Consider the following 23,697-nt stretch of genomic DNA (forward strand, 5'->3'; position numbering starts at 1 on the left):
ACTCACGCCGTACCTCAGAGCGTTTCAGCTTCGTCGCCGAGTCTACCGAAAATCAGGAGAAGAAGCTCTGAAAACCATCCTCGACGCTGCACTATGACTCACCAACAATCTCCGCCACAAGAGCGAAAACCGAATCGCCCGTGGACTAATCCCCGCCGCCGGTGACTGTGGTGGGACGGTCGGTGGTGAGCAGGACCTCCTGTGTGACCGAGCCGAACAGCACCTTGCCGGCGGGCGAGCGTTTGCGACCCCCGAGGACGATGAGGTCGACGTCGAGGGCCTCCGCCTCCTGAATAATGTCGTCGGACACCTCGCCGCTGTCTTCGAGGAGCTGGTAGTCGACACCGGCGTCGTCGAGAGTTTCCTCCGCGCGACGGACCGACGCGACACGCTCGGCGGAGTTGAATCGCTGCAACTCCGCGGGCAGCTCCTCCGAACCTGCCCCCTCGGTAAAGACGAACAGGAGGTGTGCTTCGACCTCTTCGGCAGCGTTCGGAAGGCCGGCAACGAACGATGCTTGTCTGCGTGCGCGATCCTCGTTGTCGTCGATCGGAACAAGTACACGAAACATGTATTATTAGTTGTAAGAATGGATGTGTTCGGCAGTTCGCGTCAGTCGTCGTCGGTCTTCACGTCGGCCGAGAGTCCCTGTGCCAACTCAATCTCGGGGGCGTTGTTGAGCGTCCACGCCGTCCGCTCGGTGACGGCCTCGATGACTTCGCGGGCCGAGGGGTAGCCGTTCCCGGACTTCTTGACGCCGCCGAACGGCAACTGGACCTCCGCGCCGATACACGGGAGATTCCCGTAGGCCAATCCGAGGTCGGCGTGGTCGCGGTAGTAGTTGATCTGCCGGTAGTCCTCCGAGATGATCGAGCCCGCCAGTCCGTAGGGGGTCGCGTTCTGGAGTTCGACGGCGCGCTCGATATCACCCTCGTACTCGATGAGGGCGACGTGGGGGCCGAACACTTCCTCTCGGATGCATTCGAGCGACTCGTCGTACCCGATCTCGTAGACGAACGGGCCGGTCCAGTGGCCATCCTCGTGGCCCTCTGGGATCTCGTCGTCGTCGAGTTCGCCGCGGTCGACCAGAACGTTCGCGCCCTCCTCGCGGGCGCGTTCGTTGCCGGCCAGCACCTTCTCCTTGTGTTCGGCCTCGATCAGCGGGCCCATGAACGTGTCCTCGTCGAGCGGGTCACCAACTGCCACCCGTTCGGCAGCCTCGACGTAGCGTTCCTTGAACTCCTCGTACACATCGGTGTGGACGATCAGCCGCTCGGCCGACACACAGCGCTGGCCCGTCGTTTTGAAGCTCGACAGCACAGCCGCCGGCACGGCGAGGTCGAGATCCGCCTCGTCGGTGATGACGACCGCGTTTTTCCCACCCATCTCACAGGCCGCGAGTTTGCCGGGCGTGCCGCCGACCTGATCGGCGATCTGGTGGCCGACCTCGGCCGACCCGGTAAACAGCACCGTCGCCACGTCGTCGTGGTCGACGATGGCGGCTCCGGCGTCGCCGTATCCCTGCACCATGTTGAACACGCCGTCCGGAATTCCGGCATCGACCATGAGTTCGGCGATGGCCTGCGCACAGCGTGGCGTCTGTTCGGCGGGCTTCCAGACGACCGTGTTGCCCTCGACGAGCGCGACTGCCATGTGCCAAAACGGGATGGCGATGGGGAAGTTCCACGGCGTGATACAGCCGACGACGCCGCGGGGTTTGCGGCGCATGTAGGCGTCTTTCGAGCCGATCTCGCTCGGCACCACGTCGCCGTGTGGATGTCGACCGTTGCCGGCGGCCCACTCGACCATGTGGGCGGCCTCGACGATGTCGGCTTTCCCCTCGTTGATCTCCTTGCCACACTCGCGGGTGACGAGTTCGCCGAGTTCGTCGGTGCGGGCCTTCAGTTCCTCGTAGACGTCCCAGAGGTACTCCGCGCGGTTGGGGTACGACAGGTTCCGCCACTCGTCGGCTGCCTCGTCGGCCGCGGCGATCGCGCGGTCGACGTCCGCCTCGGTCCCGCGTGGGAACTCGCCTAACGCCTCGCCCGTCGCGGGGTTGGTACTGACAAACGTCTCGTCGCCGTCGATCCACTCGCCGTCGATATAGTGTGCAAACGTCTCCATACACAGTGCTAGAGACTATATCGGTGAATAGGCCAGCCCGACCATGGAAGGGGGTTCGCGGTAGCCCGGGAGGCATACGGTATGCGGGGTTGCTGCTCGACCACCGCCCGGTAGGCGATCGATGCGGCAACAGCTACGACGAACAGTCTCAGTCGGCGGTGGCCTCGGCGACCCCGAGTTCCTCCAGTGCGACCTCGATCACCGTCGCCTCGACGAGATCGCGAGTCTCGGTCATGGGGTCGTCGGCTGACTCGAGGACCTCGCGACTCCGTTCGCGGAGCCGGGCTTCGAGTTCGGTCTGGTTCGGTTCCTTGGTCTCGTTCAACAGCGCCTCGAAGTCCTCCCGGAGATCGAAGGAGGCGTAGGCGACGTTACACCGCGAGAGCGGATGGTGGCCCATCTCGAGGGCGAGATCGGCGACGAGCTCCCAGTCGTCGGCACAGAACTGGAGGGTTACCGGGCTGACGATGTCCTGCCACGCGATCGGGCCGCTGTTTTCCATCAGCGTCACTGCTCGCGGCGGGACCTCGATCCGGCTGTCGGTGTTGGCCTGTCCGCAGAGACAACAGGGGGTATCGGTTCGCCCGGTGAACATACGATCAGTAGGGACTCGCTGCCTATGGTCCTTGCGTCGACCTACCGGCTCGTGGCCTTCTCGAAGCGATCCGGCGGCAGCCGCAGGTCGTCGAGGTCGGGACGGTGTTTGATGTTGTAGACGACCTGTAGCTCGTCGGCCGTCGGCCGCCCGTTGCAGGACAGCCGGATTCCCTGGTCGAGCATCTCCTCGGAGAGGATGTGGTCGACCAACTGCGAGAGTTCGCCCTCCAGCAGCGCGACCGCGCAGTTCGCACACGCCCCGCCCCGACAGGCGAACGGCCACGCGAAACCGCTGTTTTCGGCGGCCTCGAGGAGGGTTTCGTCGCCTTCGACCTCGAAGGATCCGTAGTCGGCCTCCGGGAGGTCGACCGCGGCGGCCTTTTCGAAGAGGTCGTCGTCTTCGAGGCTCCAGCCGTAGTCGTCGAACACCTCGTAGTTGAGGAAGTCGACGGTCGTCGGCTCCGGCTCGGGTGCGGTCTCCTGTTCGGCGACGACGGTCTCACCGTCGAGCTGGTCGGTGGCGCTGGCCTCCGAGAGTTGTTCGTAGGCCCGCTCGACCCGTTTGAACGCCGCCTCGCTCCCCCCGAGATCCGGATGGCACTCCTTGACCCGGTCGCGGTAGGCCTGTTTGATCTCCTCGGCGTCGGCATCCGAATCGACCCGGAGAATATCATACGGAGACGCCATAGGGAAGAGTTCTGTTGGTCCAAACGAGGGGTTGAGGTAACCTTAACCCGTCGACTTCCGGCGTCGGCGGTGACAGTCATACCATTTAGGCACCCCCGCCGCGAGCCACCAGTATGAGCTACGCGGACGCCGACGGCTGTGCGATCTACTACGAGCGGACCGACGCCGCCCCCGACGCCGAGACTGTCGTTCTCATCGGCGAGTTGGGGTTCGGCGCGTGGCAGTGGGGCTGGCAGTACGCTGCCCTCGCCGGACTCTTCGAGACGATCGTCTACGACCACCGCGGCTGTGGCCGCTCGGATGCGCCGTCGCGGCCGTATTCGATGCGCGATCTGGTCGGCGATCTGGAAGCGGTCATGCGGGACGCAAACGTCCGCCGCGCCCACCTCGTGGGCTGTGGTCTCGGCGGCTGCGTCGCGCTGGCGGCGGCCCGTCACACCAGTCGCGCCGAGCGCCTGACGCTGATCGGCACCCCGGTTTCGGGTGCGGCGTTCGAGGCGTCCGACCTTCAGGCGGATCCTGCCGATACCGACGCGCTCCGGGATTCGACCGACGGGTTGCTGTCGACCGCGTTCCGCGAGGCCCACCCCGACGTCCCCGACCGGATCGTCGACTGGCGGGCCGAGGAGGACGCCGATCCCGAGGCACAGGCCGCCCAGCAGGCCGCCATCGAGGAGTTCGACGCCGAGCCGCTGTACGAACTGACGCGACCGGCGCTCGTGGTCGGCGGGGGGAGGGATTCGGTGGTCGACGCCGCCGAGAGTCGGCGGCTGGCCGAGGAGTTACCCCGCGGCGAGTATCGCGAATACCCCGAGGCAGGCCACCTCCTGACCGTCGAGCGGTCGGCGGCACTCAACGACGAGTTGGTCGGCTGGCTCGGCGAGTAGCGCGTCGACGAGACCGGCAGCACCCGCAGGCGACGCAAGCCATTTCGTTCGGAGGTTCCTACCCGGTCGTAATGGAACGGTTACGGTTCGGGCTCCTACAGGCGGCCCAAGACAATCCAGACACGACGCGGAACTTCAGGCGCGAACTCGACGCCGACCTTGTCGAGTTCGACGTGAACAACGGCGAGCTCCCGCCACACACCGAGTTCGACGCGCTGGTCGTCACGGGATCGCGGGCCTCAGTCTACTGGGACGACGAGTGGATTGACCCGCTCGTCGAGTACGTCGCCGCGGCCGCCGCCGACGGCGTGCCGATCCTCGGGGTCTGTTACGGACATCAGGTGCTCGCCGAGGCGCTGGGCGGCCGCGTGGCGGGGATGGACGACTTCGAGTTGGGCTACAATACGGTCGAGCGGATCGGCGACGACCCGCTGTTGGCGGGGATCGACGACCGGTTTACGGTCTTTACGAGCCACGGCGACACCGTCGTCGACCTCCCGCCGGGGGCGGAACTGATCGCCCGCAACGACCACGGCGTCCATGGCTTCCGCCGGGGGGACTGCTGGGGCGTCCAGTTCCATCCCGAGTACGATATGGGGACCGCCCGCCGGATCGCCGAGAGCAAACGCGAGCGGCTGGGTGATCCGCAGGTCGACCGTGTCCTCGAAGGGATCTCGCCGGCACAGTACGACGCCGCCTGTGAGGCCAAACGGCTCTTCGAGAACTTCACGGCGTACGTTCGACAGCGGGCCGACGGGCGGGCGATGCCGGAGCCGACCGCCTGAATCGCTACCGCGGAGTCGCCTTTTTGTTCCGGCGGGACCGACGACCGGTATGACAGTTCTCGTTCCCTACGACGGCTCCCGACCGGCACAGCAGGCAGTCGAGTACGCGGTCGACAACTGGGGCGACACGCGGATCGTCCTGTTGCGCGTCATCGAGTTCGCCGACGGCTCGCTGGAGGCGGGCCTCGATCTGATCAAAGAACGGCTCAAAGAGTCCCGCGAGGAGGGGGCCGCCGAGTTGACCGACGAGCTGTTGGAGACACTACACGACGTCGACTACGACGTCGAGACCGTCGTCGGCAAGCCGGCCCGCGAGATCGTCGGCTACGCCGAGGCCAACGACGTCGAGGGGATCGTCATCGGCAGTCACGGCCGAACCGGGGCCTCGCGGGTGCTGCTCGGCAGCGTCGCCCAGACGGTCGTCCGCCGGGCTCCGGTCCCAGTCACGGTCGTCCGGTGACACAAACGGGCGTTTGAGCCTTCCAAACAGGAAGGGTCACCCACACTCGAGTATCGGGTGACAGTCATGCAGCGACACAGACGAATCCTGATCGCGCTGGTGGTCGTCGGTGCCGTAGCGACCATCGGTGCGGTCACAGTGACCGCACAGAGTAGTTCATCGACGAGTGCCGCGACCGCCGGCGAGCCGGTCGACCCCGGCAACTACACCCGGCTCTACGTCGAGGACGGCTACCGGAACGTCGAACTCAAACCCGGCGAGAGTGACACGGTCACAGTGACCGTCGAGAACGGCGAGGACGAATCGGTCGAACTCTCGCCGCAGGTCGCCTCGCCGCCGCCGCAGTCCCAGCGCCCGGTCGACCCCTCGTGGGTCTCGATCGACGCCGGCGACACCAGCCTCGACGCCGGCGAGTCCCGCGAGTTCGAGATCACCGTCGACGTCCCCGACGACGCCGAGATCGGCGACTACCGCGGCGTCATCGCGTTCACCGACGAGACGGTTCGGTACCCCGGTCGGCCCCCACAGCCGGTCCACAGCGTCTCGCTGAGCACCACCGTCTGGCAGGAGCCGACCGTCCAGATCGACTCCGAGACACACGTCTACACCCAGCTACAGGCCGGCGAGACGTTCACCCGCGAGATCACCGTCTCGAACACCGGCGAGCAGGCAGTGCCGGTCGCCCCGCAGTTCGAGGCCGAGAACCAGCGTCGAGGCCGGCCCACCAGCCGCGATACCCTCGATCGGTCGTGGGTCTCGATCGACGCGCCCAGCGAGGTCGGCCCCGGCGAGACCGACACGATCGAACTCACCGTCGAACCGCCGGCCGATGCCGACCGTGGCGACTACCGGGGCACCGTCGACCTCGGGATCACCGACCCCACCCGCGCCGACGACAACAACTACTGGCAGCAGGTCGACCTCAACTTCCAGCTGTGGACCGAACCGGACGAGCCCTTCGAGACGAGCTTCGACGTGAGCGAGTCGGCGACCAACGCCACGCTCGAACTCAGTGCCAACCGGCCGCGAACGCCGTCGGCAAGCGGGACCACTGACTTCGACGTGACGTTCGTCGCCCCCGACGGCAGTGAGGTCGACGCCGAACGGAGCCGGGTGACCGACTCGGGCCGCGTCGGCCTCGGCGCACAGCGTCGGCCGACCCAAGTCGACGATACCTACGCCGCACGCGGCAGCCAGCAGACGTTCACCTACGAGCTGTCGGATCCCGAAGCCGGCGAGTGGTCGGTCCGGATCATGCCCGAAAACACGATGGACTTCGAGTACGAGATCAGCCGCAGCGAGAAACCCTGATCCGACATCGGACCGCGTTTGGCCGCTCCCGCCGACTGATCGATAGCTCGTCGGTCGACTCCCGCCGACGAATCAGCGGTTTTTAGGCCGTCTTCGCCAACTCGTAGTCAATGAGTCACGACGAGTTCCCAACCGACGACCCCGCGGTGGTGACCTGTGGGCTGCCGTACGCCAACGGCGACCTGCACGTCGGCCACCTGCGGACCTACGTCGGCGGCGACGTGTATTCCCGCGCGCTGAAAACCCTCGGCCAGCAGACCGTCTTCGTCTGCGGTTCCGACATGCACGGCACCCCGGTCGCGGTCAACGCCGAACAGGAGGGTGTCTCCCCCGAGGAGTTCGCCCTCGAGTGGCACGAGACCTACAAGGAAACGTTCCCCCGGTTCGACGTCGACTTCGACAACTACGGCCACACCCACGACGCGACGAACGCCGAGACGACGAAATCCATCGTCCGGGCGCTCGATGAGGCGGGTCACGTCTACGAAAAGGAGATCATGGTCGCCTACGACCCCGTCGAGGACCAACACCTTCCGGATCGCTACGTCGAGGGGACCTGCCCGTACTGCGGCGAAAAGGCACGCGGCGACGAGTGCGACGAGGGTTGTCAGCGCCACCTCGAACCCGGCGAGATCGAAGAGCCGGTCTCGACGATCACCGGCAACCCCGCCGAGTACCACGAGCGCAGCCACAAGTTCTTCGCCGTCTCGGCGTTCGAAGACTACCTGTCCGAATTCTTGGACCGCCTCGAAGGCACCTCCAACGCCCGGAACCAGCCGCGGGAGTGGATCGAATCGGGGCTTCAAGACTGGTGTATTACGCGGGATATGGACTGGGGGATCGACTACCCCGGAGAGGGGGACGACGATGGCGAGACCGACCTCGTGCTCTACGTCTGGGTCGACGCCCCGATCGAGTACATCTCCTCGACCAAGCAGTACACCGAGCGCGTGGGGAGCGACACCTACGACTGGGAGGAGCCGTGGCGCGAAGACGGCGAGATCGTCCACGTCATCGGCCGCGATATCATCCAGCACCACTCGATCTTCTGGCCGGCGATGCTCAACGGCGCAGGGTACAACGAGCCACGAGCCATCATGGCCTCCGGTTTTGTCACGCTGGGCGGCAAAGGGTTCTCCACGAGCCGCGACCGGGCAGTGTGGGCCGACGAGTACCTCGACGAGGGGTTCCACCCCGATCTGCTCCGCTACTATCTGGCGACGAACGGTGGCTTCCAGCAGGACGTCGACTTCTCGTGGGACAAGTTCCGCGACCGGGTCAACACCGAACTCGTCGGCACGCTCGGCAACTTCGTCTACCGTTCCCTCCTCTTTGCGGCGCGCAACTACGGCGGGACGCCCGACGCCGAGGTCTCCGAAGAAGTCGACGACCGCATCGCCGAAGCCGTCGACGAGTTCACCGACGCGATCAACGACTACTCGATCCGTGAGGCGGGCAACGCCGCGATCCGACTGGCGCAGTTCGGCAACGAGTACATCCAGCGCAACGAGCCGTGGAAGCTGACCGATGAGGACCCCGAACAGGCCCGACAGGTCATCTACGACTGTGTGCAGATCGCCAAAGCACTCGCGGTCATCTTCCAGCCGATCGCTCCCGAAACCTGTCAGCGGCTCTGGGACCAACTCGGTGAGGACGGCGAGGTGGCCAACACGACCGTCGACGCCGCCCACGAAGCGCCACAGGGAAGCTTCGAGGAACCCGACGAACTCTTCGAGAAGATCGAAGCAGAGCGCGTCGACGAACTCAACACGAAACTCGAACAGCGCGTCGAAGCAGCGACTGCAGACGAAGACGACGAGGACGAATCCATGACCGAAGACACCGACGACGACGCGGACGCACAGCCAGCCGATCTCGAACCGGTCGTCGAAGACCGGATCAGCTTCGAGGAGTTCCAAGACATCGACCTCCGGGTCGGCGAAATCAAAGAAGCAGAGCCCGTCGAGGGCGCGGACAAGCTCGCCAAGCTCCAGGTCGACATCGGCGTCGAGGTCCGCCAACTGGTCGCGGGGATCAAACAGCTCCACGACCTCGAGGAGCTACCGGGCACCCGCGTCATCATCGTCGCCAACCTCGAAGAGGCCGAACTGTTCGGCGTCGAGTCCAACGGGATGCTGCTGGCCGCCGGTGACGAAGCGGATATCCTGACGACTCACGACGACTCGGCCCTCGGGACGCGCGTTCAGTAACCCGGTTCAGCCCCACTTTTCGACGACGGCCTCCTCGACCGGCGCACCCTTCAGCGAGAGCACCGCCACCGCTTCGCCGAGCGCCGCCTCGTCGGCGACGTCGACGGTCGTCGTCTCGGGGTCGCCGCCGTCGTCGGCGTACTGGATCGTGAGTTCGTGGTCATCGGCGTCGACGCTGACATCGGTCATATCGTAGATGTCGACGGTCGATGGTCGGCTCATGAACGGCAGACAGAGCGCGCCGAGAACGCTGAAGAGTGCAGCTACCGAGATCACGTCGATGGTCGACAACGCCCCACCGGAGCCGATGACGGCGTTAGTTACCTCCCGTACTGGGCCGAGTAGACTAATAGCGCTGACGCCGACGCCGAGGGCCCGAAACAGCGCGTGCCAGTTGCGCCGGGTGTAGTTTCCGACTGTGAGACCGCGGAGGGTAGTGCGCCGCCGGAGGCTTCCGTCGACGACGCGGGCGACGCCCGTGGCCGTTCGAAAGCTCCAGACGCCGGCCTGCTTCATGCGGAGGCATCGCCGTTCGTCCCGCAAAAACCCTCGCGTCGGTTGCTGGCCGTGAGACCGACCGCCCTCGACTGTCGCGGCCGTCGACTCTCGGCCAGAGGATTTATTAGTCGGTTCGACAACCGATGAATGTACGCGACGGTGTGCCGCACACCAGGCCCCCGCTGGCAGCCCTGCCCTCTCCCCCCACCTCCCGTTGCTGTCAGTGGTGTCGTTGGCTACCGTCGGGTACCCGCCGTTTTTCGAGGTCGGTCCCGGTAGGGATTTGTACCCTCCGACGTGTACTGTGACACATGATGGCACAACCTCTTGGTGACGGCGCGTGGACGGCCGTCGTCGCCGGAATCGACGGACGTCGACCGCCGGGAGCAACACACTTATCCCCGGACCGAACCGACGCGTCGACCATTCCCGCGAGCAAACTATGAACGAAGTCCAACTGGAGGTGGCGAAAGCCTACCCCAACGATTCGGGACGCGGAATCGCTCGCCTCGACCCCGACACCCTGCTGCATCTCAAACTGTCGCCCGGCGACATCATCGAGATCGAGGGCGGCGAAACGACCGCCGCGAAAGTCTGGCGGGCCGACCGACAGGACTGGAACACCGACACCGTCCGTATCGACGGCTTCACCCGGCAGAACGCCGACGTCGGCATCGGCGAGCGCGTGACGATCCGTAAGGCCGAAGCCGAGAAGGCCGACAAACTCGTGCTCGCACCCCCCGAGGAGGCGAGCGTCCAGTTCGGCTCCGACGCCGCGGGCATGGTCAAACGGCAGATCCTCAAGCGACCGGTGGTCGAACGCGACATCGTCCCCGTGATGAGCAGTACGAACCACCCCTTCATGCGCTCGCCGGGACAGGCGATCCCCCTGATCGCGGTCGAAACCGAGCCCGAGGGCGTCTGTCTCATCACCGAGGATACCGAGGTCGAACTCCGCGAGGAGCCCATCTCCGGCTTCGAAAAGACCGGGGGCGGTATCACCTACGAGGACATCGGCGGCCTGCAAAACGAGATCCAGCGCGTCCGCGAGATGGTCGAGCTGCCGATGAAACACCCCCAGATCTTCAAGAAGCTGGGGATCGAGCCGCCGCAAGGTGTGCTCCTCCACGGCCCGCCGGGCACCGGCAAGACGCTGCTGGCGAAGGCGGTCGCCAACGAGACGTCGGCGAGTTTCTTCTCGATCGCCGGCCCCGAGATCATCTCGAAGTACTACGGGGAAAGCGAACAGCAACTGCGGGAGATCTTCGAGGACGCCAAAGAGGAGTCGCCGTCGATCGTCTTCATCGACGAACTCGACTCCATCGCCCCGAAACGCGAGGACGTCACCGGTGAGGTCGAACGCCGGGTCGTCGCCCAACTGCTGACGATGATGGACGGGCTCGAAGCCCGCGGGCAAGTCATCGTCATCGCCGCGACCAACCGCGTCGACAGCGTCGACCCAGCGCTGCGTCGACCGGGCCGGTTCGATCGGGAGATCGAGATCGGCGTCCCCGACGAGGTCGGTCGCAAGGAGATTCTCCAGATCCACACCCGCGGGATGCCGCTGTCCGACGACGTCTCGTTGGACCACTTGGCCGACGAGACCCACGGCTTCGTCGGCGCGGACATCGAGAGCCTCACCAAGGAGGCCGCGATGAAGGCGCTGCGCCGCTACCTGCCGGAGATCGACCTCGACGAGGAGGACATCCCGCCGAGTCTGATCGACCGGATGATCGTCAAGCGCGACGACTTCAGCGGCGCGCTCAACGAGGTCGAACCCAGTGCGATGCGGGAGGTGCTGGTCGAACTCCCGAAGATCACCTGGGACGACGTCGGCGGGCTGGAATCGCCGAAACAGCAGGTCAAAGAAAGCGTCGAGTGGCCACTGACCAGTCCGGAGAAGTTCGATCGGATGGGCGTCGAAGCGCCCAAGGGCGTGCTGCTGTACGGCCCACCCGGCACCGGCAAGACACTGATGGCGAAGGCCGTCGCCAGCGAGACGAACGCCAACTTCATCTCGGTGCGAGGGCCACAGTTGCTCTCGAAGTGGGTCGGGGAAAGCGAGAAGGCCATTCGTCAGACCTTCCGGAAGGCCCGGCAGGTCAGCCCGACGATCATCTTCTTCGACGAACTCGACAGCCTCGCGCCCGCCCGCGGCCAAGACATGGGCAACAACGTCTCCGAACGGGTCGTCAATCAGCTCCTCACGGAGCTCGACGGCCTCGAAGAGATGGGTAACGTGATGGTGATCGGCGCGACCAACCGGCCGGATATGATCGACCCCGCCCTGCTTCGCTCGGGGCGGTTCGATCGCTTGGTGATGATCGGCCAGCCCGACGAAGAGGGCCGCGAGCAGATCCTCAAGATCCACACCGGCGAGACACCGCTTGCGCCCGACGTGAGCCTCCGGGAGATCGCCGAGATCACCGACGGCTACGTCGGCTCGGACCTCGAATCCATCGCCCGCGAGTCGGCCATCGAGGCCCTGCGGGAGGACGACGACGCCACCGAAGTCGAGATGCAGCACTTCCGCAAGGCGATGGAGTCGGTGCGTCCGACCGTTACTGACGACATCATGACCTACTACGAGGAGGTCGAAGAACAGTTCCGCGGCGGCGGCCGCGACCAACTCGGCGAACGCCGCGACGGCCGGATCGGCTTCCAGTAAGGCCGTCGACGGTCGTTTTACGGCAGTAGACGAGTTAGTAGATCAGTTCGTCGTTGTTCTCGATCATATACAGCGCCCGGGCGGCGATGTTGACCGAGTGGTCGCCGATGCGTTCGATGTCACGGATCGTCAGCAGGAACCGCGAGACGTCCTCCATGTAGGCCTCGATCTCCTCGTCGCCGTCGAGCTGGTCGTGTTCGATCAGCTCGCGGACGACCGTGTCGCTGGCGACCTCACAGAGGTAGTCGAGGTCGTCGTCGCGCTCGTCGACCGCGTAACACTGCTCGCGGTCCTCGTCGGCGTAGGCGGCCATCGACTCCGCCAGCATTTCGAGGGTGACGTCACCGAGCTCTTGGAGGTCGACCTCGGGGAACAACGACGTTTCGCCCGCCTTAGCGTACTCGCCGAGATTGGTGGCCAGATCGGCGATGCGTTCGAGATCGGTGATGATCTTGAACGAGGCGGCGATGAACCGGAGATCACCCGCGACCGGCTGCTGGAGGGCGATCAGGTCGGTACACTGCTTTTCGAGATCGAGGTACATCTGGTTGATTTCGGCGTCACCCTCGATGACCGCCTCGGCTACCGCCTCGTCACCGGTTTCGAGGGCTTCGAGGCCCATCTCGAGCCGTTCGGCGACCGTCTCGCTCATGTCGACGACGTCGGCCCGCAGATCGGCAAGCTGCGATTGATACTCGTTTCGGGGCATATCCCCCTATGTGGAGAGCCGATAGAAAAGAATTGCCCACGGCACATCCGTCACGAAAATAGATAACACATACTCCGGAAAAAACCAGCCGGCCGAGGGGTTAGCCGAACTTGCCGGTAATGTAGTCCTCGACGCGCTGATGCTCGGGGTTCTCGAAGATCTTCTGGGTGTCGTCGAACTCGACGAGCTCGCCGCCGGTGAGGAAGACGCCCGTCTTGTCGGAGATGCGGGCGGCCTGCTGCATGTTATGGGTGACGATGACGACGGTGTAGTCCTCGGCGAGATCACTGATGAGGTCCTCGATCTTCGAGGTCGCCACCGGATCGAGCGCCGAAGCCGGTTCGTCCATCAGCACGACCTCCGGGTCGGGGGCGATAGCGCGAGCGATACAGAGCCGCTGTTGTTGGCCGCCGGAGAGTTCGAGGCCGGACTCGTCGAGTTGGTCTTTCACCTCGTCCCACAGCGCCGCCCCGCGGAGCGCCTCCTCGACGATCTCGTCGGTCACCTCCTGATCCTGTACGCGGAGCCCGTAGGCGACGTTGTCGTAGATCGATTTGGGGAACGGGTTCGGCTGCTGGAACACCATGCCGATCTTTCGCCGCAGCGCGACGGGGTCGACGTCGTCGTCGTAGACGTTCTTGCCGCCGAACAGCAGGTCGCCGTCGACGCGGGCTGCAGAGATCAGGTCGTTCATCCGGTTGATACACCGCAAAAAGGTGGACTTCCCACAGCCCGAGGGGCCGATCAGGGCGGTGACCTGCTTTTCGGGGATCGGCATCGAGACCTCCCGGAGGGCCTGTTCGTCGCCGTAGAAGACGTCGATGTCTTTCGACTCGATAATGGGTTCTTCGATGAGTGATCCCGACGCCGACCCGGTGGCAGCGGCGAGGTCCGAGCCGGGTGTCGGTGACGATACTGCCTCGTCGGTCGCCTCTGGATCAGTGTCGGGTTCACTCATGAACGTATCACGGTGTTATTTCGACCGCAAATAGCTGTTGCGGAACCGTTCGACCCAGCAGACCGGTTGTTTTCCTGTCAGCTCCGGTCTGACGACGGCTCGTCGTCCCCGTGAGTCGGCTCCGGATCGTCGCTGTCGGCCGATCTCTCGGCGGGGCTGTCGGTCGACGCCGCGTCACTGCTGTCGACCCCCTCCGGCGGCTGCCGGTCGGCGAGGAGGTCGAGCGTCGGGTCGGCATCGCCGAGGACCAACAGCCCGTAGTACCGCACGTAGCTCCGGACGGGTGCGGTCACCAGCGCGACGAGATACTGATAGGCGAGGATAGCGACGAAGAGGACAACCACCACCACCGGCTCGAAGGCCGCGTGGAGTTCGGTCAGCGCCGTCGCGAGGAAGACGAAGGCCAACAGGCCGATCACCGAGACGACGAACCCGATCCCGAGCAGCACGACCCAGAGGGTGATCCCGACGACCCACGCCACAAGCAGGAACGCCAGCCCGCCGCTCCAGTGGCCGGCCATCGCACCGCCCAGCCGCCGCCACCCGTCGATCGGTCCGCGGCCCTCTTGGAGCATGATCGGCACCACGAGCCCGTTGGTGAGGGTGTCGACGGCAGTTGCGCCGACGACGGCGACGAACGCGACGCTCCCGATGGCGACCCACTGGAGGCTCTCGACGGCGGCGGGATCGGAGACGCCGCCGGTGAGCAGCCAGCCGACGCCTCCCGCCACGGCGATGGTGGCCAGCCAGACGACCGTCCGGAACACCAAGAGCCGGACGCCCGGCCGGAGGTTCGTGCGGACCGACGCCCACAGCGGGAGCCGCCGGGTCCGCAACGAGTCGACGAAGACGAACTCGAAGACGGCCGCGAGGAACCCGAAGACCGCGTAGATCGCCACGCCAGCCGCGACCGCCGCGGCGACGGCATCGAGCGCGCTGGGAGCGACCTCCTCCGAAAGCAACTCTGGGTTGACGGGGACGTTCGAGAGGACGTTCCCGGCACCGATCCCCCCGAGGAACAGCACGACGATCCCGAGTTTGAGCCAGCCGCCGGCCCCCAGCGCGGCGAGATACGTCCGCGTGAGGCCGCCGGCCTCGGTGATGTTACGTTGGAGCGACATCTATCGGCGTCCGAGGTGCGGGACGGTTCTGTCGACCGGATCGGTCGGCCGGGTCGGTGCGAACTGGACGGTGCCCGTGGCGTCGGCCATCGGGGACCAACCGCCGGACAGGCAGGCTGCACGTAACTCCATACCGACACGTCGACCGACCGGCAGGTAAGTCACCCCGCCGGTTTTCCGGACCTGAAACTGGGGTCGCCGCCGGCCGGCGTCGACGCCACGACTCGAACCATTGAAATCCCTGGTTGGTCAAGGGTCGGTATGGTTCCGCTCACATCCACACCGCTGCCGATCGGGCCGACCGCGGGCGTCGTCCTCGTGGTCAGTATCGTCGTGACGCTGCTGTGGGTTCGCTCGGTGTTCCAGTAGGGCCTCACGGCTCGACGCGCCGGTCGACGTCCGTGGCGGCGTTCGAACACCACCGACCACAACGGTTTTACAGGCCGGATATGTGAACACAGTTATGAGTCCCCAGCGACAGGATCCCGACCCGGTCGAGGATCGCCTCGAAGCGGCGCTGTCGGCCGCCGAAAACAGCCAAGTGAAGTATCACATCCGGGAAGCCCTCCAGTTGACCGACGAGTACCGCTGACCCGAGAGCCGAGGCCGGCGTGTTTTTGCGTCCCCGGCCGGAAGCAGAGGTAATGCGTCTCGGCATCCTCGATACGATCGGGCTGGCGCTGACGGTGATTTTCGCGTTCCCAGTGGCGAACTTCGGCGTTAACCGACTGCTCGCCGGCGAACCGGTCACCGGGGTCGCGCTGATCGGCGTCGCAGTGGCGATGGTCGCCGTCCCTCACTACTTCACCGACCCCCGGACCGTGCTCCGTCGACTCCTCGGCGGACTACTCCCCGCCCGGTTGCGGGACGACCCTTCGACGCCCGCCGAGGTCGACGAGCCACCCGAGCGGTGATCGACGCGTCTGGAACCGCTGCCGAAGCCACCGCTCGGCCGGCAAGCTACGTCTCGACGAACTCGATCAACACGCCGCCGGTCGACGCCGGATGGAGAAACGCCACCTCGTGGCCCCACGCACCGGGCCGGGGCTCCTCGTCGACACGGTCGACGCCGAGTTCGCGGGCGCGGTCGAGCGCCGCGGTGATGTCGTCGGTGCCCAGCGCCAGATGATGAATACCGGGCCCGTGACGGTCTAGATAGTCGGCGATCGCTCCCTCGGTATGGGGTTCGAGTAGTTCGAAGTAACTCCCCTCGACGTCGAGAAAGACCACGTCCATCCCCTCGAACTGCTCTTCGTGGACGACCGGCGCGTCGAACAGCTCCGCGTAGCGCGTGGCGAGCCCCGAGGCGTCGTCGGTCGCGATCCCGGCGTGGTGGAAACGCATACCGACCTCTCGACCGCCGGGGAACTAAAATCACCGCGCCCGGAGCAGTCATATATCCAATACAATTAGTAGCCTTCGCCGAATGTCGGTCGACATGATCGTGACGACGACGGATACGGTCCCCGGTCACAAGGTCACAACGACCCACGGCATCGTCCGTGGCTACACGGAGTTGAGCACGGAGTCCCGCGAGCGCGCCGAGAAACGGATGAAAAAGGAGGCCCGGGCGATGGGTGCGGACGCGATCGTCGCCGTCCGGTTTATGACCGGCAGCGACAGCGATGGTGCCGACGAGGTGCTGGCCTACGGGACGGCCGTCTCGCTGGGCTGATCCGGCCGAGCTGCGGTCGTGGCCCGCTACCGGACTCGACTATCAGCCGCGGCTCTGCCGGCTACACGCCAGGCTGATACTCGCCGAACTCCTCGCGGAACACGTCACAGATCTCTTGGACCGTCGCGTAGGCCTTGACGGCCTCGATGGTCGGCGGCAGGACGTTGTCGTCGCCGGCGGCTGCAGCCGCAACCGCTTCCAGCGCCGCCTCAACGGCCGCCTCGTCGCGGTCGGCCTTCACGTCCTCCAGCCGGTCGACCTGCCGGGCTTCGTCGGCCTCGTCGACCGTCTCGATATCCATCTCGGGGTCGTCGTCGACTTCGAACTCGTTGACGCCGACGATGATCCGCTCGCCGGCTTCGATCTCCTGTTGGCGCTCGTAGGCGACGTCCTGGATCCGCTGTTGGACGTAGCCGGTGTCGACCGCGCGGAGCATCCCGCCACGCTCGTCGACCGTGTCGATGATCTCGCGAGCGTCGGCTTCGACCTCGTCGGTCAGCGACTCGACGTAATAGCTCCCCGCCAGCGGATCGATGGTGTCGGCCGCGCCCGACTCGTGGGCGAGGATCTGCTGGGTCCGGAGGGCGGTTCGGACCGATTTCTCGGTCGGCAACGAGAGGGCTTCGTCCTTGCCGTTCGTATGCAGGCTCTGGGTGCCGCCGAGCACCGCGGCGAGGGCCTGGTAGCCCACCCGGACGACGTTGTTTTCGATCTGCTGGGCGGTCAGGGTAGAGCCACCCGTCTGAGTGTGGAACTTCAGCTGTTTGGATTTCGGGTTCTCCGCGCCGAACCGCTCGTCCATGATCGTCGCCCACAGCCGTCGTGCGGCCCGGAATTTCGCTACTTCCTCGAAGATATTGTTGTGCGCGTTGAAGAAGAAAGAGAGCTGTGGGGCGAACTCGTCGACGTCCTGGCCGGCTTCGATGGCCGCTTCGACGTACTCGATCCCGTTAGCGAGCGTGAAACCGATCTCCTGAGCGGCGGTCGACCCCGCCTCACGGATGTGGTAGCCCGAAATCGAGATCGTGTTGAAGTTCGGCACCTCGTCGGCGGCGAAGGCGAAGGTGTCGGTGATCAGCCGCATCGAGGGCTCCGGCGGGTAGATGAACAAGTTGCGGGCGATGTACTCCTTCATGATGTCGTTTTGGATCGTCCCGCGGAGTTGAGCGCGGTCGACGCCCTGCTTGTCACCCATTGCGATGTACATCGCCAGTAGGACGACCGCGGGGGCGTTGATCGTCATGCTGGTCGAGACCTCGTCGAGCGGGATCCCCTCGAAAACGGTCTCGAAGTCGGCCAGCGTGTCGATGGCGACCCCGGCTTTGCCGACCTCGCCGGCGGCCATCGCGGCACCGGAGTCGTACCCCATCTGCGTCGGGAGGTCGAACGCCATCGACAGGCCGGAAGAGCCCTGATCGATCAGGTACTGGAACCGGTCGTTGGTCTCGCTGGCGGTTCCCATCCCGGCGTACTGCCGCATCGTCCACAGCCGCCCGCGGTGCATCGTCGAGTAGACCCCGCGGGTGTAGGGCTCTTCGCCCGGAAAGCCCAGATCCTCGCCGTAGTCGAGATCGGAGATATCGGCCGGGGTATAGATCCGGTCGACCGTCTGACCGCCGGTATCGGTGTCGAAGCGCTCGCGTCGCTCGCCGAACCGGTCGAGGGTCGGCCCCAGCGTCTCGGCGTCCCACTCGGCTTTGGCCTCGCGGATCGCCGCGAGGTCCTCCTCGTCGAACATGTGCCGACCCACGCGGCGTGGCCTGTTAAACCCAGTTACGGTCCCGCCGCGAGCAGCCCCTCGTCGGTGCCGCCGTCGGCCCGCTCGCCGTCGACGGCGTCCTCGACGACGAGCAACTCGAAGGCCGCCTCCGAGCCCGCCCCGGCGGCCTCGGGGTCGACGTAGCCGATCGCAAACGCCGAGTAGACCGTCCCGCCGGCCGCCGAGAGGTCGACCGACGCGACGGGCTCGTCGCCGTCGGCCGGCAGGATATCGAGGGTGTAGTCGCCGGCCGGCACCGTCGCGGTCCCCGTCTCGCCGAAGGCGAGCCCCGAAACGAGGGGATCGGTCGACCCGCCGGCCGTCTCGTTGCCACCGCCGTCGGCGGGCTGAGGACTGACGTCGACCGGGCCGGCGTCGGGCGAGGCATGGAACAGCCGGAGCCGGCTGTCCTCCTCGCCGGGGTCGGCGATGTCGTCGTCGAGGATCTCGACGGTGAACCCGGTCTCGGGGCCGCCGGCCGCCTCGCCGAAGGCGACGGCGGTGGCGGTGCGGTCGGCCTCGACAGTGATCTCCTCGTCGAAGACGACCGTGTCGGCGTCGCCGGCGGCGGTAACCTGCAGTTGGTAGGTGTTCGGTTCGACCGCCGCGTAGGGACTCACCTCGCCGAAAGCGAGGTCCTCGACGACCGCCTCCTCGTCGAAGTAGACGTCGACGTTCGGCGCGTCCGGCGAGGCGTGGACCGCGCGGAACGCCCCCTCGCCGCTCGGTTCGTCACCCTCACCACCGTTGCCCTCGTCGCCAGTGTCGTCATCCGCACCGCCGTCGGTGTCGTTGCCCGGTTGGCCGTTGCCGGTCCCCTGATCGGCACAGCCTGCCAATCCCCCGATAAAGAGGGTCGCCCCCGCCGTTTTGAGTAGCTCTCTACGTGGTGTGTGGCGCATGCGTGGCTACTACTCCGGAGACACGTGTAAGATTTTTTTCAAAAATGGAGACTATCAGTTCGGCCCGGCTGTCGACGGCGGTCGACGGGCTTCGCCACGCTTTTCGTCGTGCCCCGAGATCCACTAGGTATGTTTGGAGGCGGCGGTATGAACCCGCGGAAGATGCAACAGATGATGAAACAGATGGGGATCGACGTCACCGAGCTCGACGCCGAGACGGTCACCATCACCACGGCCGACGGCGAGCAGCTCGTCTTCGAAGCCCCGGAGGTCACCCGGATGGACGCCCAAGGCACCCAGACCTACCAGATCGTCGGCGAGCCCGAGACGACCGACGCCGACGCGCCGGCGGTCGAGGGCGACGCCGAAGCCGAGGAGGGCATCCCAGAGGACGACGTCGAGCTCGTCGCCTCGCAGGCCAGTGTCTCGAAAAGCGACGCTCGTGAGGCGCTCGAAGCCGAGGACGGCGATCTCGCCGCAGCGATCTCCCGTCTCGGGTGATCCTCCTCACACACGGCGATCGGGAGTACCTCCGTGCGCCGGGCGAGGAACTACAGACCGACCTCGGCGTGCTGACCGTCCCCGAGGACGTCGAGTCGGGCGACACCATCGAGACGCATCTCGGCACCGAGTTCGTCGCCCGCGAACTCCGCGGGCCGGACCTGTTCAACCACCTCGAACGCACCGGCGCGCCGATGATGCCCCGAGACATCGGGCTGGTCGTCGGCCATACCGGCGCGGCCGCCGGCGACCACGTGCTCGACGCCGGCACCGGCACCGGCGTGCTATCGGCGTATCTCGGCCGTCTGGGTGCCGCTGTCACCACCTACGAGCAGGATCCCGAGTTCGCTGAGGTAGCACGCGAAAACATGGAGACGGCGGACGTCACGGAGCAGGTCGACGTCCGGACCGGCGACATCGTCGACGAACTCGACGAACTCACGGCGGGCGAACCGTTCGATCTGCTGACGCTCGACACCGAGGACGCCCCCGAAATCGTCGCCTCGGCTCCCGAGTTGCTGGCCGACGGCGGCTTCCTCGCGGTCTACTCGCCGTTCGTCGAGAACTCCCGGAAAACGGTGGCCGCCGCCGAAGAAGTCGGCCTCTCGGAGATCGAAACGGTCGAGACGATCCAGCGGGAGATGACCTTCGACGACCGGGGCTCCCGGCCCTCGACCGCAGGCGTCGGCCACACGGGCTATCTCACGTTCGCCCGGAACAGTTAGGCCACGACGCCAGACTCTTTGTCGCAGCGGTTCTACTCGACGTACGATGTCGACGAACGACACCAGTAGTGGGGCCGAGGAGACCGAAACGTGGTCGGAGCTCGCCATCGGGCTCTACGAGCGACTCACGGGCCGGGGCGCGGAGATCACCTACGAGTTCGACGAGATGCGGATCGACGTCCCCGATCGGATCGGCGAGGACGCCGACCACGCCGAGTGGCGGCTCGACGGCACCGTCAAGATCCGGGCCCGCGAGCGCGACCCCGACCAGTGAGCAGCAGCCAATGAGCAACGGCGGGCTCCTGATCGACGCCGAGTTGACCGTCGACCTGGCGGGAACGACGCTCCGACTCCACACCGAAGACGACACGTTGTACGTCGAAGCCCCAGACTTCGCCGCGCTCCGCGAACTCCGGGCGACGACCGACAGCGACGCCGTCGCGTCGCTCCGCGCGCTCGGCGTCGAGGGCCCGCTGGCCGTCGCAACGCCGGTGCTCGTTCGCGTTCGCGGGGTACCGGTGGCCCGCTACGACCCCTCGCTGGGTGGCGGCTGGCTCGCCGACCGGTTGGGGATCGACCCGTTTCGGGTCGACCTCGCGGGCGTCCTGCAGGCGGCGATAAGGCGGCGCTAACACGGGGTCGGAAGCGTCTGACAAAGGGTTATACCGTTTCGTTGGTGAACCAGTAGCAATGACAGACTGTACACGCCGTCGGCTGCTGGCGCTGGGCGGCGCGATCACGGCCGGTGCGGTGGCAGGCTGTTCGGGAGCGGACAACGCCGGGACGGCCGCCGAGGGTGGATCGGCCGAGGCGGGGACGGCCCTCGAAACGATCACGCTGGAGAACCTCGACGACACCGCCCGGACGGTCGACGTCATCGTTCAGTGGGGCGACGAGATCGAGTACTGGGAGACACACGAGCTCGGCGCGATCGACGATACCGGCGACAGCAGCCTCACCCTCGAGGAGGGCTGGCCGAGCGATCCCGGCGAGTTCCAACTGACCGTGCGACTCAGCGACGACGACACGCGGGCCGGTGTCTCGTCGACGGCCCTCTCCGAACGGGACTGTCTGGATCTGGTCGTGTTGGTCTCACGGGAGGGCGAGCTGTCGATTCTAACCGACGTGAGTGGCGGCGAGTGTGCGACCGACACGGCAGACGACGGGAGCGGCTCCTGACTCGGCGGCCGATTAGCCAACCGGTCGACGAGCGTGTTCGACGCCGGTTACTGGTCGCCACAGCCGTTGATCAGTGCCACCAGTTCCTCGCGGTCGGCCGTCGGGTCGACCTCGTCCCGGAGTTCAGCCACCAGCCCGTCGGGACCGGCCTCCGGCGAGCCGGCCGGGTACGCACCCCCGGCGACGAGGTAGTCGTCGTCGGCCCAAACGGCCACCAGCGCCTCGACCGGAACCACAAGCGGGTCGCCCGTTTCGGCAGCCGGGTCGACGCGGAGCCGCGCCCGATACCGTTTCCGGACGCCCGCAGAGCCCGCGATCCGGAGCCGTCCGCGCTCCTGGTCGGTGATATCGGTGAGGCCGCGATCGGCGAGCCGGTCGACGAACGCCGAAAAGACCCGCGAGCGGAGCAGCGAACTCAACATCGGGTTCGGCGGTTGGGGCGGATCGAGCCGTACTCGACTACTGAAAAAGAAGCGCCACGGGTGATCGAGACCGGTCGCCTCGCGGATCCGCTCACGCTGTGTCCGTTCCTCGTAGACGACCGTGTGTGTCTCGACCGACACTATCGGCGTCGAAAACGGTGCCTCGATCGTCCGATCGGTCTGCCGCCAGTCGGCCAGCCGGGAGTCGTCGACCGGTGGCGGCGGGATCGGCATCTAATGGTCGTCTTCCCGCCACTTGTGTTCGCACTCGGTACAGACGAAAAACCGCGTTTCGGACTCGTCGGCCGCCCGGATCTGCTGCATATACCAGTAGGCCCGGTCGTTGTCACAGTTCGGACACTGGGCGGTCGTCGTCGGCAGCCCCTTATCCTCGGCATCGCTGACGTCGACGATCTCGGTGTCCTCTTGACCCTGCGTGGTGACCATCGCGGCCTCTTTGGCCTCGTCGCGCAGTCGCTCGAACCCACAGGAGCCACAGACCCATTTGTCGCCCTCGGTCTTCATCATCGAGCCGCAGTCGTCACAAAACTCCATTAGCGGATCGAAAGACGACTGCGATACTTAAACAACGGGGTTCGGGACCGGTCAGGCGTCGCCCTCGGACTGTCCCGGCTCGCCGACGGCCTCGATCGGCATCACGTTGTTGAGTTCGGTGTCGAGATCGTCGGCCGAATCGAACTCCGCTCGGTCGCAGTTGGCGATCAGTTCGCCGAGATTGGCCTCACCGTCGGCGAGGATCAGCGTCACGTCATCGAACTCGGCGGCAGCGGTCTCCCGGTCGAGCGGGTAGTCGACCCGGTCGAGGGCGTTTTTCACACGGTTGATTTTGATACGGGTAGTCACACTATCCCTCACGGTTCCACACGACTTAGCCCCTCTGGAGGATTCCCTGACAGTATCACCGACGAGTCGAACCCGGAACGCCGATATAGGCCGGCGCGGAACAGTCGGCCGATGAGCCTCACGGACGAGGAGCTAGATCGGTTGGGCGACATCGTCGAACTCCAGCCGACGAAGAACAAGGAGCTACAGGACCGGTGGGGGCTCGACAGCGGCAGCGAGGTCCATCAGTATCTGGAGGGCCACCTCAAGGAGTACTACTTCAGGGACGACGACAGCCTCATTCGGTCGACCGCCGAGGCCGTCGAACTCACCGGCGTCGAACCGGGTGTCGAACCCCCCACAGAGGGACAGGGCACCGACGAGCCGCCGAGTTCGATCCGCGTCTCGCCGCTCGAAGCGCAGGTGTTCGAGACCGTCGCCGGCCCCGCCGACCGCTCCGAGAGCGTCGTCAGCGTCCTCAACGGGTTGCGCGAGGTCTACGACATCGACCCCGAAGCCGGCGAGGTCCGGCGCGCCCTCCAGAGCCTCAAACGCAAGGGCGTCGTCGAAGTGATCTACCGCACCGTGCCGACGTTCCGGCGCTGTGTCGAGCGGGATGCGGTCGACGTCGAGACCACCGACGAGTAGCCACCGACTACGGCAGCGTAGGCAGCGA

General features: G+C 65.9%; 30 protein-coding genes and 1 pseudogene. 16 read left to right on the forward strand and 15 right to left on the reverse strand.

What is annotated here, in order from left to right; all coding sequences use genetic code 11:
• Nucleotides 1-97: pseudogene (locus NKJ34_RS13535) on the forward strand (IS1595 family transposase); the annotation flags it as partial.
• Nucleotides 98-145: 48 nt separating this feature from the next.
• On the opposite strand, the gene NKJ34_RS13540 reads toward NKJ34_RS13535, so the two are convergent.
• The 4 genes from NKJ34_RS13540 to fer form a co-directional block, all read right to left on the reverse strand.
• The gene (locus NKJ34_RS13540; protein ID WP_253738849.1) at nt 146-571 is read right to left on the reverse strand and encodes a universal stress protein; all 426 of its coding nucleotides are present in this window, start codon (nt 569-571) and stop codon (nt 146-148) included.
• A gap of 41 nt (nt 572-612) precedes the next feature.
• A complete protein-coding gene (locus NKJ34_RS13545) occupies nt 613-2,124 on the reverse strand; it encodes an aldehyde dehydrogenase family protein (RefSeq protein ID WP_253738850.1) in 1,512 nt (503 codons plus the stop codon).
• Between the two features lie 148 nt (nt 2,125-2,272).
• Nucleotides 2,273-2,719 carry a DUF7960 family protein gene (locus NKJ34_RS13550; protein WP_253738851.1) on the reverse strand — a complete coding sequence of 149 codons (447 nt, stop codon included), beginning with the start codon at nt 2,717-2,719 and terminating at the stop codon, nt 2,273-2,275.
• A 41-nt stretch (nt 2,720-2,760) separates the two neighbouring features.
• Nucleotides 2,761-3,408: a ferredoxin Fer gene (gene fer, locus NKJ34_RS15785; RefSeq protein WP_256488758.1), complete on the reverse strand. Its 648-nt coding sequence runs from the start codon at nt 3,406-3,408 to the stop codon at nt 2,761-2,763.
• A 113-nt stretch (nt 3,409-3,521) separates the two neighbouring features.
• Between fer and NKJ34_RS13565 the strand changes: the two genes are divergently transcribed.
• The 5 genes from NKJ34_RS13565 to metG all read left to right on the forward strand — a co-directional run bounded on the left by NKJ34_RS13565 (nt 3,522) and on the right by metG (nt 9,061).
• Nucleotides 3,522-4,295, forward strand: coding sequence for an alpha/beta fold hydrolase (locus tag NKJ34_RS13565; protein WP_253738852.1), 774 nt, complete (start codon nt 3,522-3,524; stop codon nt 4,293-4,295).
• Between the two features lie 71 nt (nt 4,296-4,366).
• Nucleotides 4,367-5,080, forward strand: coding sequence for a type 1 glutamine amidotransferase (locus NKJ34_RS13570; protein WP_253738853.1), 714 nt, complete (start codon nt 4,367-4,369; stop codon nt 5,078-5,080).
• Nucleotides 5,081-5,129: 49 nt separating this feature from the next.
• The gene (locus NKJ34_RS13575; RefSeq protein WP_253738854.1) at nt 5,130-5,540 is read left to right on the forward strand and encodes a universal stress protein; all 411 of its coding nucleotides are present in this window, start codon (nt 5,130-5,132) and stop codon (nt 5,538-5,540) included.
• A gap of 66 nt (nt 5,541-5,606) precedes the next feature.
• Nucleotides 5,607-6,851, forward strand: a complete 1,245-nt coding sequence (locus NKJ34_RS13580) for a COG1470 family protein (protein ID WP_253738855.1) — start codon at nt 5,607-5,609, stop codon at nt 6,849-6,851.
• A gap of 110 nt (nt 6,852-6,961) precedes the next feature.
• On the forward strand, nt 6,962-9,061 hold the full coding sequence (metG, locus tag NKJ34_RS13585) for a methionine--tRNA ligase (protein WP_253738856.1): 2,100 nt from the start codon (nt 6,962-6,964) through the stop codon (nt 9,059-9,061).
• 6 nt (nt 9,062-9,067) lie between these two features.
• Here the strand turns inward: metG and NKJ34_RS13590 are convergent, their stop codons facing one another.
• Nucleotides 9,068-9,577 (reverse strand): hypothetical protein, encoded by a 510-nt coding sequence (locus NKJ34_RS13590; RefSeq protein WP_253738857.1) that lies wholly within the window; start codon nt 9,575-9,577, stop codon nt 9,068-9,070.
• 424 nt (nt 9,578-10,001) lie between these two features.
• Between NKJ34_RS13590 and NKJ34_RS13595 the strand changes: the two genes are divergently transcribed.
• Complete coding sequence (locus tag NKJ34_RS13595) at nt 10,002-12,227, forward strand: CDC48 family AAA ATPase (protein ID WP_253738858.1); 2,226 nt, start codon at nt 10,002-10,004, stop codon at nt 12,225-12,227.
• 34 nt (nt 12,228-12,261) lie between these two features.
• On the opposite strand, the gene phoU is transcribed toward NKJ34_RS13595, so the two are convergent.
• The 4 genes from phoU to NKJ34_RS15790 all read right to left on the reverse strand — a co-directional run bounded on the left by phoU (nt 12,262) and on the right by NKJ34_RS15790 (nt 15,147).
• A complete protein-coding gene (gene phoU / locus NKJ34_RS13600) occupies nt 12,262-12,936 on the reverse strand; it encodes a phosphate signaling complex protein PhoU (RefSeq protein ID WP_253738859.1) in 675 nt (224 codons plus the stop codon).
• Between the two features lie 100 nt (nt 12,937-13,036).
• The gene (gene pstB, locus NKJ34_RS13605; RefSeq protein ID WP_253738860.1) at nt 13,037-13,894 is read right to left on the reverse strand and encodes a phosphate ABC transporter ATP-binding protein PstB; all 858 of its coding nucleotides are present in this window, start codon (nt 13,892-13,894) and stop codon (nt 13,037-13,039) included.
• A 77-nt stretch (nt 13,895-13,971) separates the two neighbouring features.
• The gene (locus tag NKJ34_RS13610) at nt 13,972-15,015 is read right to left on the reverse strand and encodes a DUF7544 domain-containing protein (protein ID WP_253738861.1); all 1,044 of its coding nucleotides are present in this window, start codon (nt 15,013-15,015) and stop codon (nt 13,972-13,974) included.
• Nucleotides 15,016-15,147 carry a hypothetical protein gene (locus tag NKJ34_RS15790; protein ID WP_256488759.1) on the reverse strand — a complete coding sequence of 44 codons (132 nt, stop codon included), beginning with the start codon at nt 15,145-15,147 and terminating at the stop codon, nt 15,016-15,018.
• 331 nt (nt 15,148-15,478) lie between these two features.
• Between NKJ34_RS15790 and NKJ34_RS15795 the strand changes: the two genes are divergently transcribed.
• Together NKJ34_RS15795 and NKJ34_RS13615 are read left to right on the forward strand one after the other, a co-directional pair.
• Nucleotides 15,479-15,607, forward strand: coding sequence for a hypothetical protein (locus tag NKJ34_RS15795; protein WP_256488760.1), 129 nt, complete (start codon nt 15,479-15,481; stop codon nt 15,605-15,607).
• Between the two features lie 52 nt (nt 15,608-15,659).
• Nucleotides 15,660-15,929, forward strand: coding sequence for a DUF7533 family protein (locus tag NKJ34_RS13615; RefSeq protein WP_253738862.1), 270 nt, complete (start codon nt 15,660-15,662; stop codon nt 15,927-15,929).
• 46 nt (nt 15,930-15,975) lie between these two features.
• Here NKJ34_RS13615 and mce read toward each other — a convergent pair whose 3' ends face one another.
• Nucleotides 15,976-16,359, reverse strand: coding sequence for a methylmalonyl-CoA epimerase (mce, locus tag NKJ34_RS13620; RefSeq protein WP_253738863.1), 384 nt, complete (start codon nt 16,357-16,359; stop codon nt 15,976-15,978).
• A gap of 82 nt (nt 16,360-16,441) precedes the next feature.
• Here mce and NKJ34_RS13625 point away from each other — a divergent pair, with 82 nt between their 5' ends.
• The gene (locus NKJ34_RS13625) at nt 16,442-16,690 is read left to right on the forward strand and encodes a heavy metal-binding domain-containing protein (RefSeq protein ID WP_253738864.1); all 249 of its coding nucleotides are present in this window, start codon (nt 16,442-16,444) and stop codon (nt 16,688-16,690) included.
• Nucleotides 16,691-16,751: 61 nt separating this feature from the next.
• Here NKJ34_RS13625 and NKJ34_RS13630 read toward each other — a convergent pair whose 3' ends face one another.
• A complete protein-coding gene (locus NKJ34_RS13630) occupies nt 16,752-18,428 on the reverse strand; it encodes an acyl-CoA mutase large subunit family protein (protein ID WP_253738865.1) in 1,677 nt (558 codons plus the stop codon).
• 35 nt (nt 18,429-18,463) lie between these two features.
• On the reverse strand, nt 18,464-19,351 hold the full coding sequence (locus NKJ34_RS13635; protein ID WP_253738866.1) for a DUF4397 domain-containing protein: 888 nt from the start codon (nt 19,349-19,351) through the stop codon (nt 18,464-18,466).
• 129 nt (nt 19,352-19,480) lie between these two features.
• Between NKJ34_RS13635 and NKJ34_RS13640 the strand changes: the two genes are divergently transcribed.
• The 5 genes from NKJ34_RS13640 to NKJ34_RS13660 are packed head-to-tail and all read left to right on the forward strand — an operon-like array spanning nt 19,481 to nt 21,756.
• Nucleotides 19,481-19,852, forward strand: a complete 372-nt coding sequence (locus tag NKJ34_RS13640; protein ID WP_253738867.1) for a nascent polypeptide-associated complex protein — start codon at nt 19,481-19,483, stop codon at nt 19,850-19,852.
• The gene (locus tag NKJ34_RS13645; RefSeq protein ID WP_253738868.1) at nt 19,849-20,577 is read left to right on the forward strand and encodes a methyltransferase domain-containing protein; all 729 of its coding nucleotides are present in this window, start codon (nt 19,849-19,851) and stop codon (nt 20,575-20,577) included. Before NKJ34_RS13640 ends, NKJ34_RS13645 begins: the two co-directional genes overlap by 4 nt.
• Before the next feature lie 46 nt (nt 20,578-20,623).
• Nucleotides 20,624-20,851, forward strand: coding sequence for a hypothetical protein (locus tag NKJ34_RS13650; RefSeq protein ID WP_253738869.1), 228 nt, complete (start codon nt 20,624-20,626; stop codon nt 20,849-20,851).
• Between the two features lie 10 nt (nt 20,852-20,861).
• Nucleotides 20,862-21,209 carry a hypothetical protein gene (locus NKJ34_RS13655; protein WP_253738870.1) on the forward strand — a complete coding sequence of 116 codons (348 nt, stop codon included), beginning with the start codon at nt 20,862-20,864 and terminating at the stop codon, nt 21,207-21,209.
• Between the two features lie 58 nt (nt 21,210-21,267).
• On the forward strand, nt 21,268-21,756 hold the full coding sequence (locus NKJ34_RS13660; protein WP_253738871.1) for a hypothetical protein: 489 nt from the start codon (nt 21,268-21,270) through the stop codon (nt 21,754-21,756).
• Between the two features lie 47 nt (nt 21,757-21,803).
• Here the strand turns inward: NKJ34_RS13660 and NKJ34_RS13665 are convergent, their stop codons facing one another.
• From NKJ34_RS13665 to NKJ34_RS13675, 3 genes are read right to left on the reverse strand one after another with little or no spacing between them, the layout of a single operon-like run.
• Nucleotides 21,804-22,412: a DUF6517 family protein gene (locus NKJ34_RS13665; RefSeq protein ID WP_253738872.1), complete on the reverse strand. Its 609-nt coding sequence runs from the start codon at nt 22,410-22,412 to the stop codon at nt 21,804-21,806.
• Nucleotides 22,413-22,733, reverse strand: a complete 321-nt coding sequence (locus tag NKJ34_RS13670; RefSeq protein WP_253738873.1) for a transcription factor S — start codon at nt 22,731-22,733, stop codon at nt 22,413-22,415.
• 51 nt (nt 22,734-22,784) lie between these two features.
• Nucleotides 22,785-23,042, reverse strand: coding sequence for a DUF5789 family protein (locus NKJ34_RS13675; RefSeq protein ID WP_253738874.1), 258 nt, complete (start codon nt 23,040-23,042; stop codon nt 22,785-22,787).
• A 111-nt stretch (nt 23,043-23,153) separates the two neighbouring features.
• Between NKJ34_RS13675 and NKJ34_RS13680 the strand changes: the two genes are divergently transcribed.
• Nucleotides 23,154-23,669, forward strand: a complete 516-nt coding sequence (locus NKJ34_RS13680) for a DUF5797 family protein (protein WP_253738875.1) — start codon at nt 23,154-23,156, stop codon at nt 23,667-23,669.
• Nucleotides 23,670-23,697: the final 28 nt, after the last annotated feature.

Source organism: Halohasta salina (assembly GCF_024178165.1).
Taxonomy (GTDB): Archaea; Halobacteriota; Halobacteria; order Halobacteriales; family Haloferacaceae; genus Halohasta; species Halohasta salina.

Bases quoted from the DNA above. Each gene is read 5' to 3' on its own strand.
- NKJ34_RS13540 (WP_253738849.1), bottom strand. From the start codon at position 571: ATGTTTCGTGTACTTGTTCCGATCGACGACAACGAGGATCGCGCACGC.
- NKJ34_RS15795 (WP_256488760.1), top strand. From the start codon at position 15,479: ATGAGTCCCCAGCGACAGGATCCCGACCCGGTCGAGGATCGCCTCGAA.
- NKJ34_RS13610 (WP_253738861.1), bottom strand. From the start codon at position 15,015: ATGTCGCTCCAACGTAACATCACCGAGGCCGGCGGCCTCACGCGGACG.
- fer (WP_256488758.1), bottom strand. From the start codon at position 3,408: ATGGCGTCTCCGTATGATATTCTCCGGGTCGATTCGGATGCCGACGCC.
- pstB (WP_253738860.1), bottom strand. From the start codon at position 13,894: ATGAGTGAACCCGACACTGATCCAGAGGCGACCGACGAGGCAGTATCG.
- NKJ34_RS13615 (WP_253738862.1), top strand. From the start codon at position 15,660: ATGCGTCTCGGCATCCTCGATACGATCGGGCTGGCGCTGACGGTGATT.
- NKJ34_RS13630 (WP_253738865.1), bottom strand. From the start codon at position 18,428: ATGTTCGACGAGGAGGACCTCGCGGCGATCCGCGAGGCCAAAGCCGAG.
- NKJ34_RS13635 (WP_253738866.1), bottom strand. From the start codon at position 19,351: ATGCGCCACACACCACGTAGAGAGCTACTCAAAACGGCGGGGGCGACC.
- NKJ34_RS13550 (WP_253738851.1), bottom strand. From the start codon at position 2,719: ATGTTCACCGGGCGAACCGATACCCCCTGTTGTCTCTGCGGACAGGCC.
- NKJ34_RS13575 (WP_253738854.1), top strand. From the start codon at position 5,130: ATGACAGTTCTCGTTCCCTACGACGGCTCCCGACCGGCACAGCAGGCA.
- NKJ34_RS13655 (WP_253738870.1), top strand. From the start codon at position 20,862: ATGAGCAACGGCGGGCTCCTGATCGACGCCGAGTTGACCGTCGACCTG.
- NKJ34_RS13565 (WP_253738852.1), top strand. From the start codon at position 3,522: ATGAGCTACGCGGACGCCGACGGCTGTGCGATCTACTACGAGCGGACC.
- NKJ34_RS13660 (WP_253738871.1), top strand. From the start codon at position 21,268: ATGACAGACTGTACACGCCGTCGGCTGCTGGCGCTGGGCGGCGCGATC.
- NKJ34_RS13570 (WP_253738853.1), top strand. From the start codon at position 4,367: ATGGAACGGTTACGGTTCGGGCTCCTACAGGCGGCCCAAGACAATCCA.
- NKJ34_RS13545 (WP_253738850.1), bottom strand. From the start codon at position 2,124: ATGGAGACGTTTGCACACTATATCGACGGCGAGTGGATCGACGGCGAC.
- NKJ34_RS13665 (WP_253738872.1), bottom strand. From the start codon at position 22,412: ATGCCGATCCCGCCGCCACCGGTCGACGACTCCCGGCTGGCCGACTGG.
- NKJ34_RS13640 (WP_253738867.1), top strand. From the start codon at position 19,481: ATGTTTGGAGGCGGCGGTATGAACCCGCGGAAGATGCAACAGATGATG.
- metG (WP_253738856.1), top strand. From the start codon at position 6,962: ATGAGTCACGACGAGTTCCCAACCGACGACCCCGCGGTGGTGACCTGT.
- NKJ34_RS15790 (WP_256488759.1), bottom strand. From the start codon at position 15,147: ATGGAGTTACGTGCAGCCTGCCTGTCCGGCGGTTGGTCCCCGATGGCC.
- NKJ34_RS13650 (WP_253738869.1), top strand. From the start codon at position 20,624: ATGTCGACGAACGACACCAGTAGTGGGGCCGAGGAGACCGAAACGTGG.
- NKJ34_RS13590 (WP_253738857.1), bottom strand. From the start codon at position 9,577: ATGAAGCAGGCCGGCGTCTGGAGCTTTCGAACGGCCACGGGCGTCGCC.
- NKJ34_RS13680 (WP_253738875.1), top strand. From the start codon at position 23,154: ATGAGCCTCACGGACGAGGAGCTAGATCGGTTGGGCGACATCGTCGAA.
- mce (WP_253738863.1), bottom strand. From the start codon at position 16,359: ATGCGTTTCCACCACGCCGGGATCGCGACCGACGACGCCTCGGGGCTC.
- NKJ34_RS13625 (WP_253738864.1), top strand. From the start codon at position 16,442: ATGTCGGTCGACATGATCGTGACGACGACGGATACGGTCCCCGGTCAC.
- NKJ34_RS13580 (WP_253738855.1), top strand. From the start codon at position 5,607: ATGCAGCGACACAGACGAATCCTGATCGCGCTGGTGGTCGTCGGTGCC.
- NKJ34_RS13595 (WP_253738858.1), top strand. From the start codon at position 10,002: ATGAACGAAGTCCAACTGGAGGTGGCGAAAGCCTACCCCAACGATTCG.
- NKJ34_RS13670 (WP_253738873.1), bottom strand. From the start codon at position 22,733: ATGGAGTTTTGTGACGACTGCGGCTCGATGATGAAGACCGAGGGCGAC.
- phoU (WP_253738859.1), bottom strand. From the start codon at position 12,936: ATGCCCCGAAACGAGTATCAATCGCAGCTTGCCGATCTGCGGGCCGAC.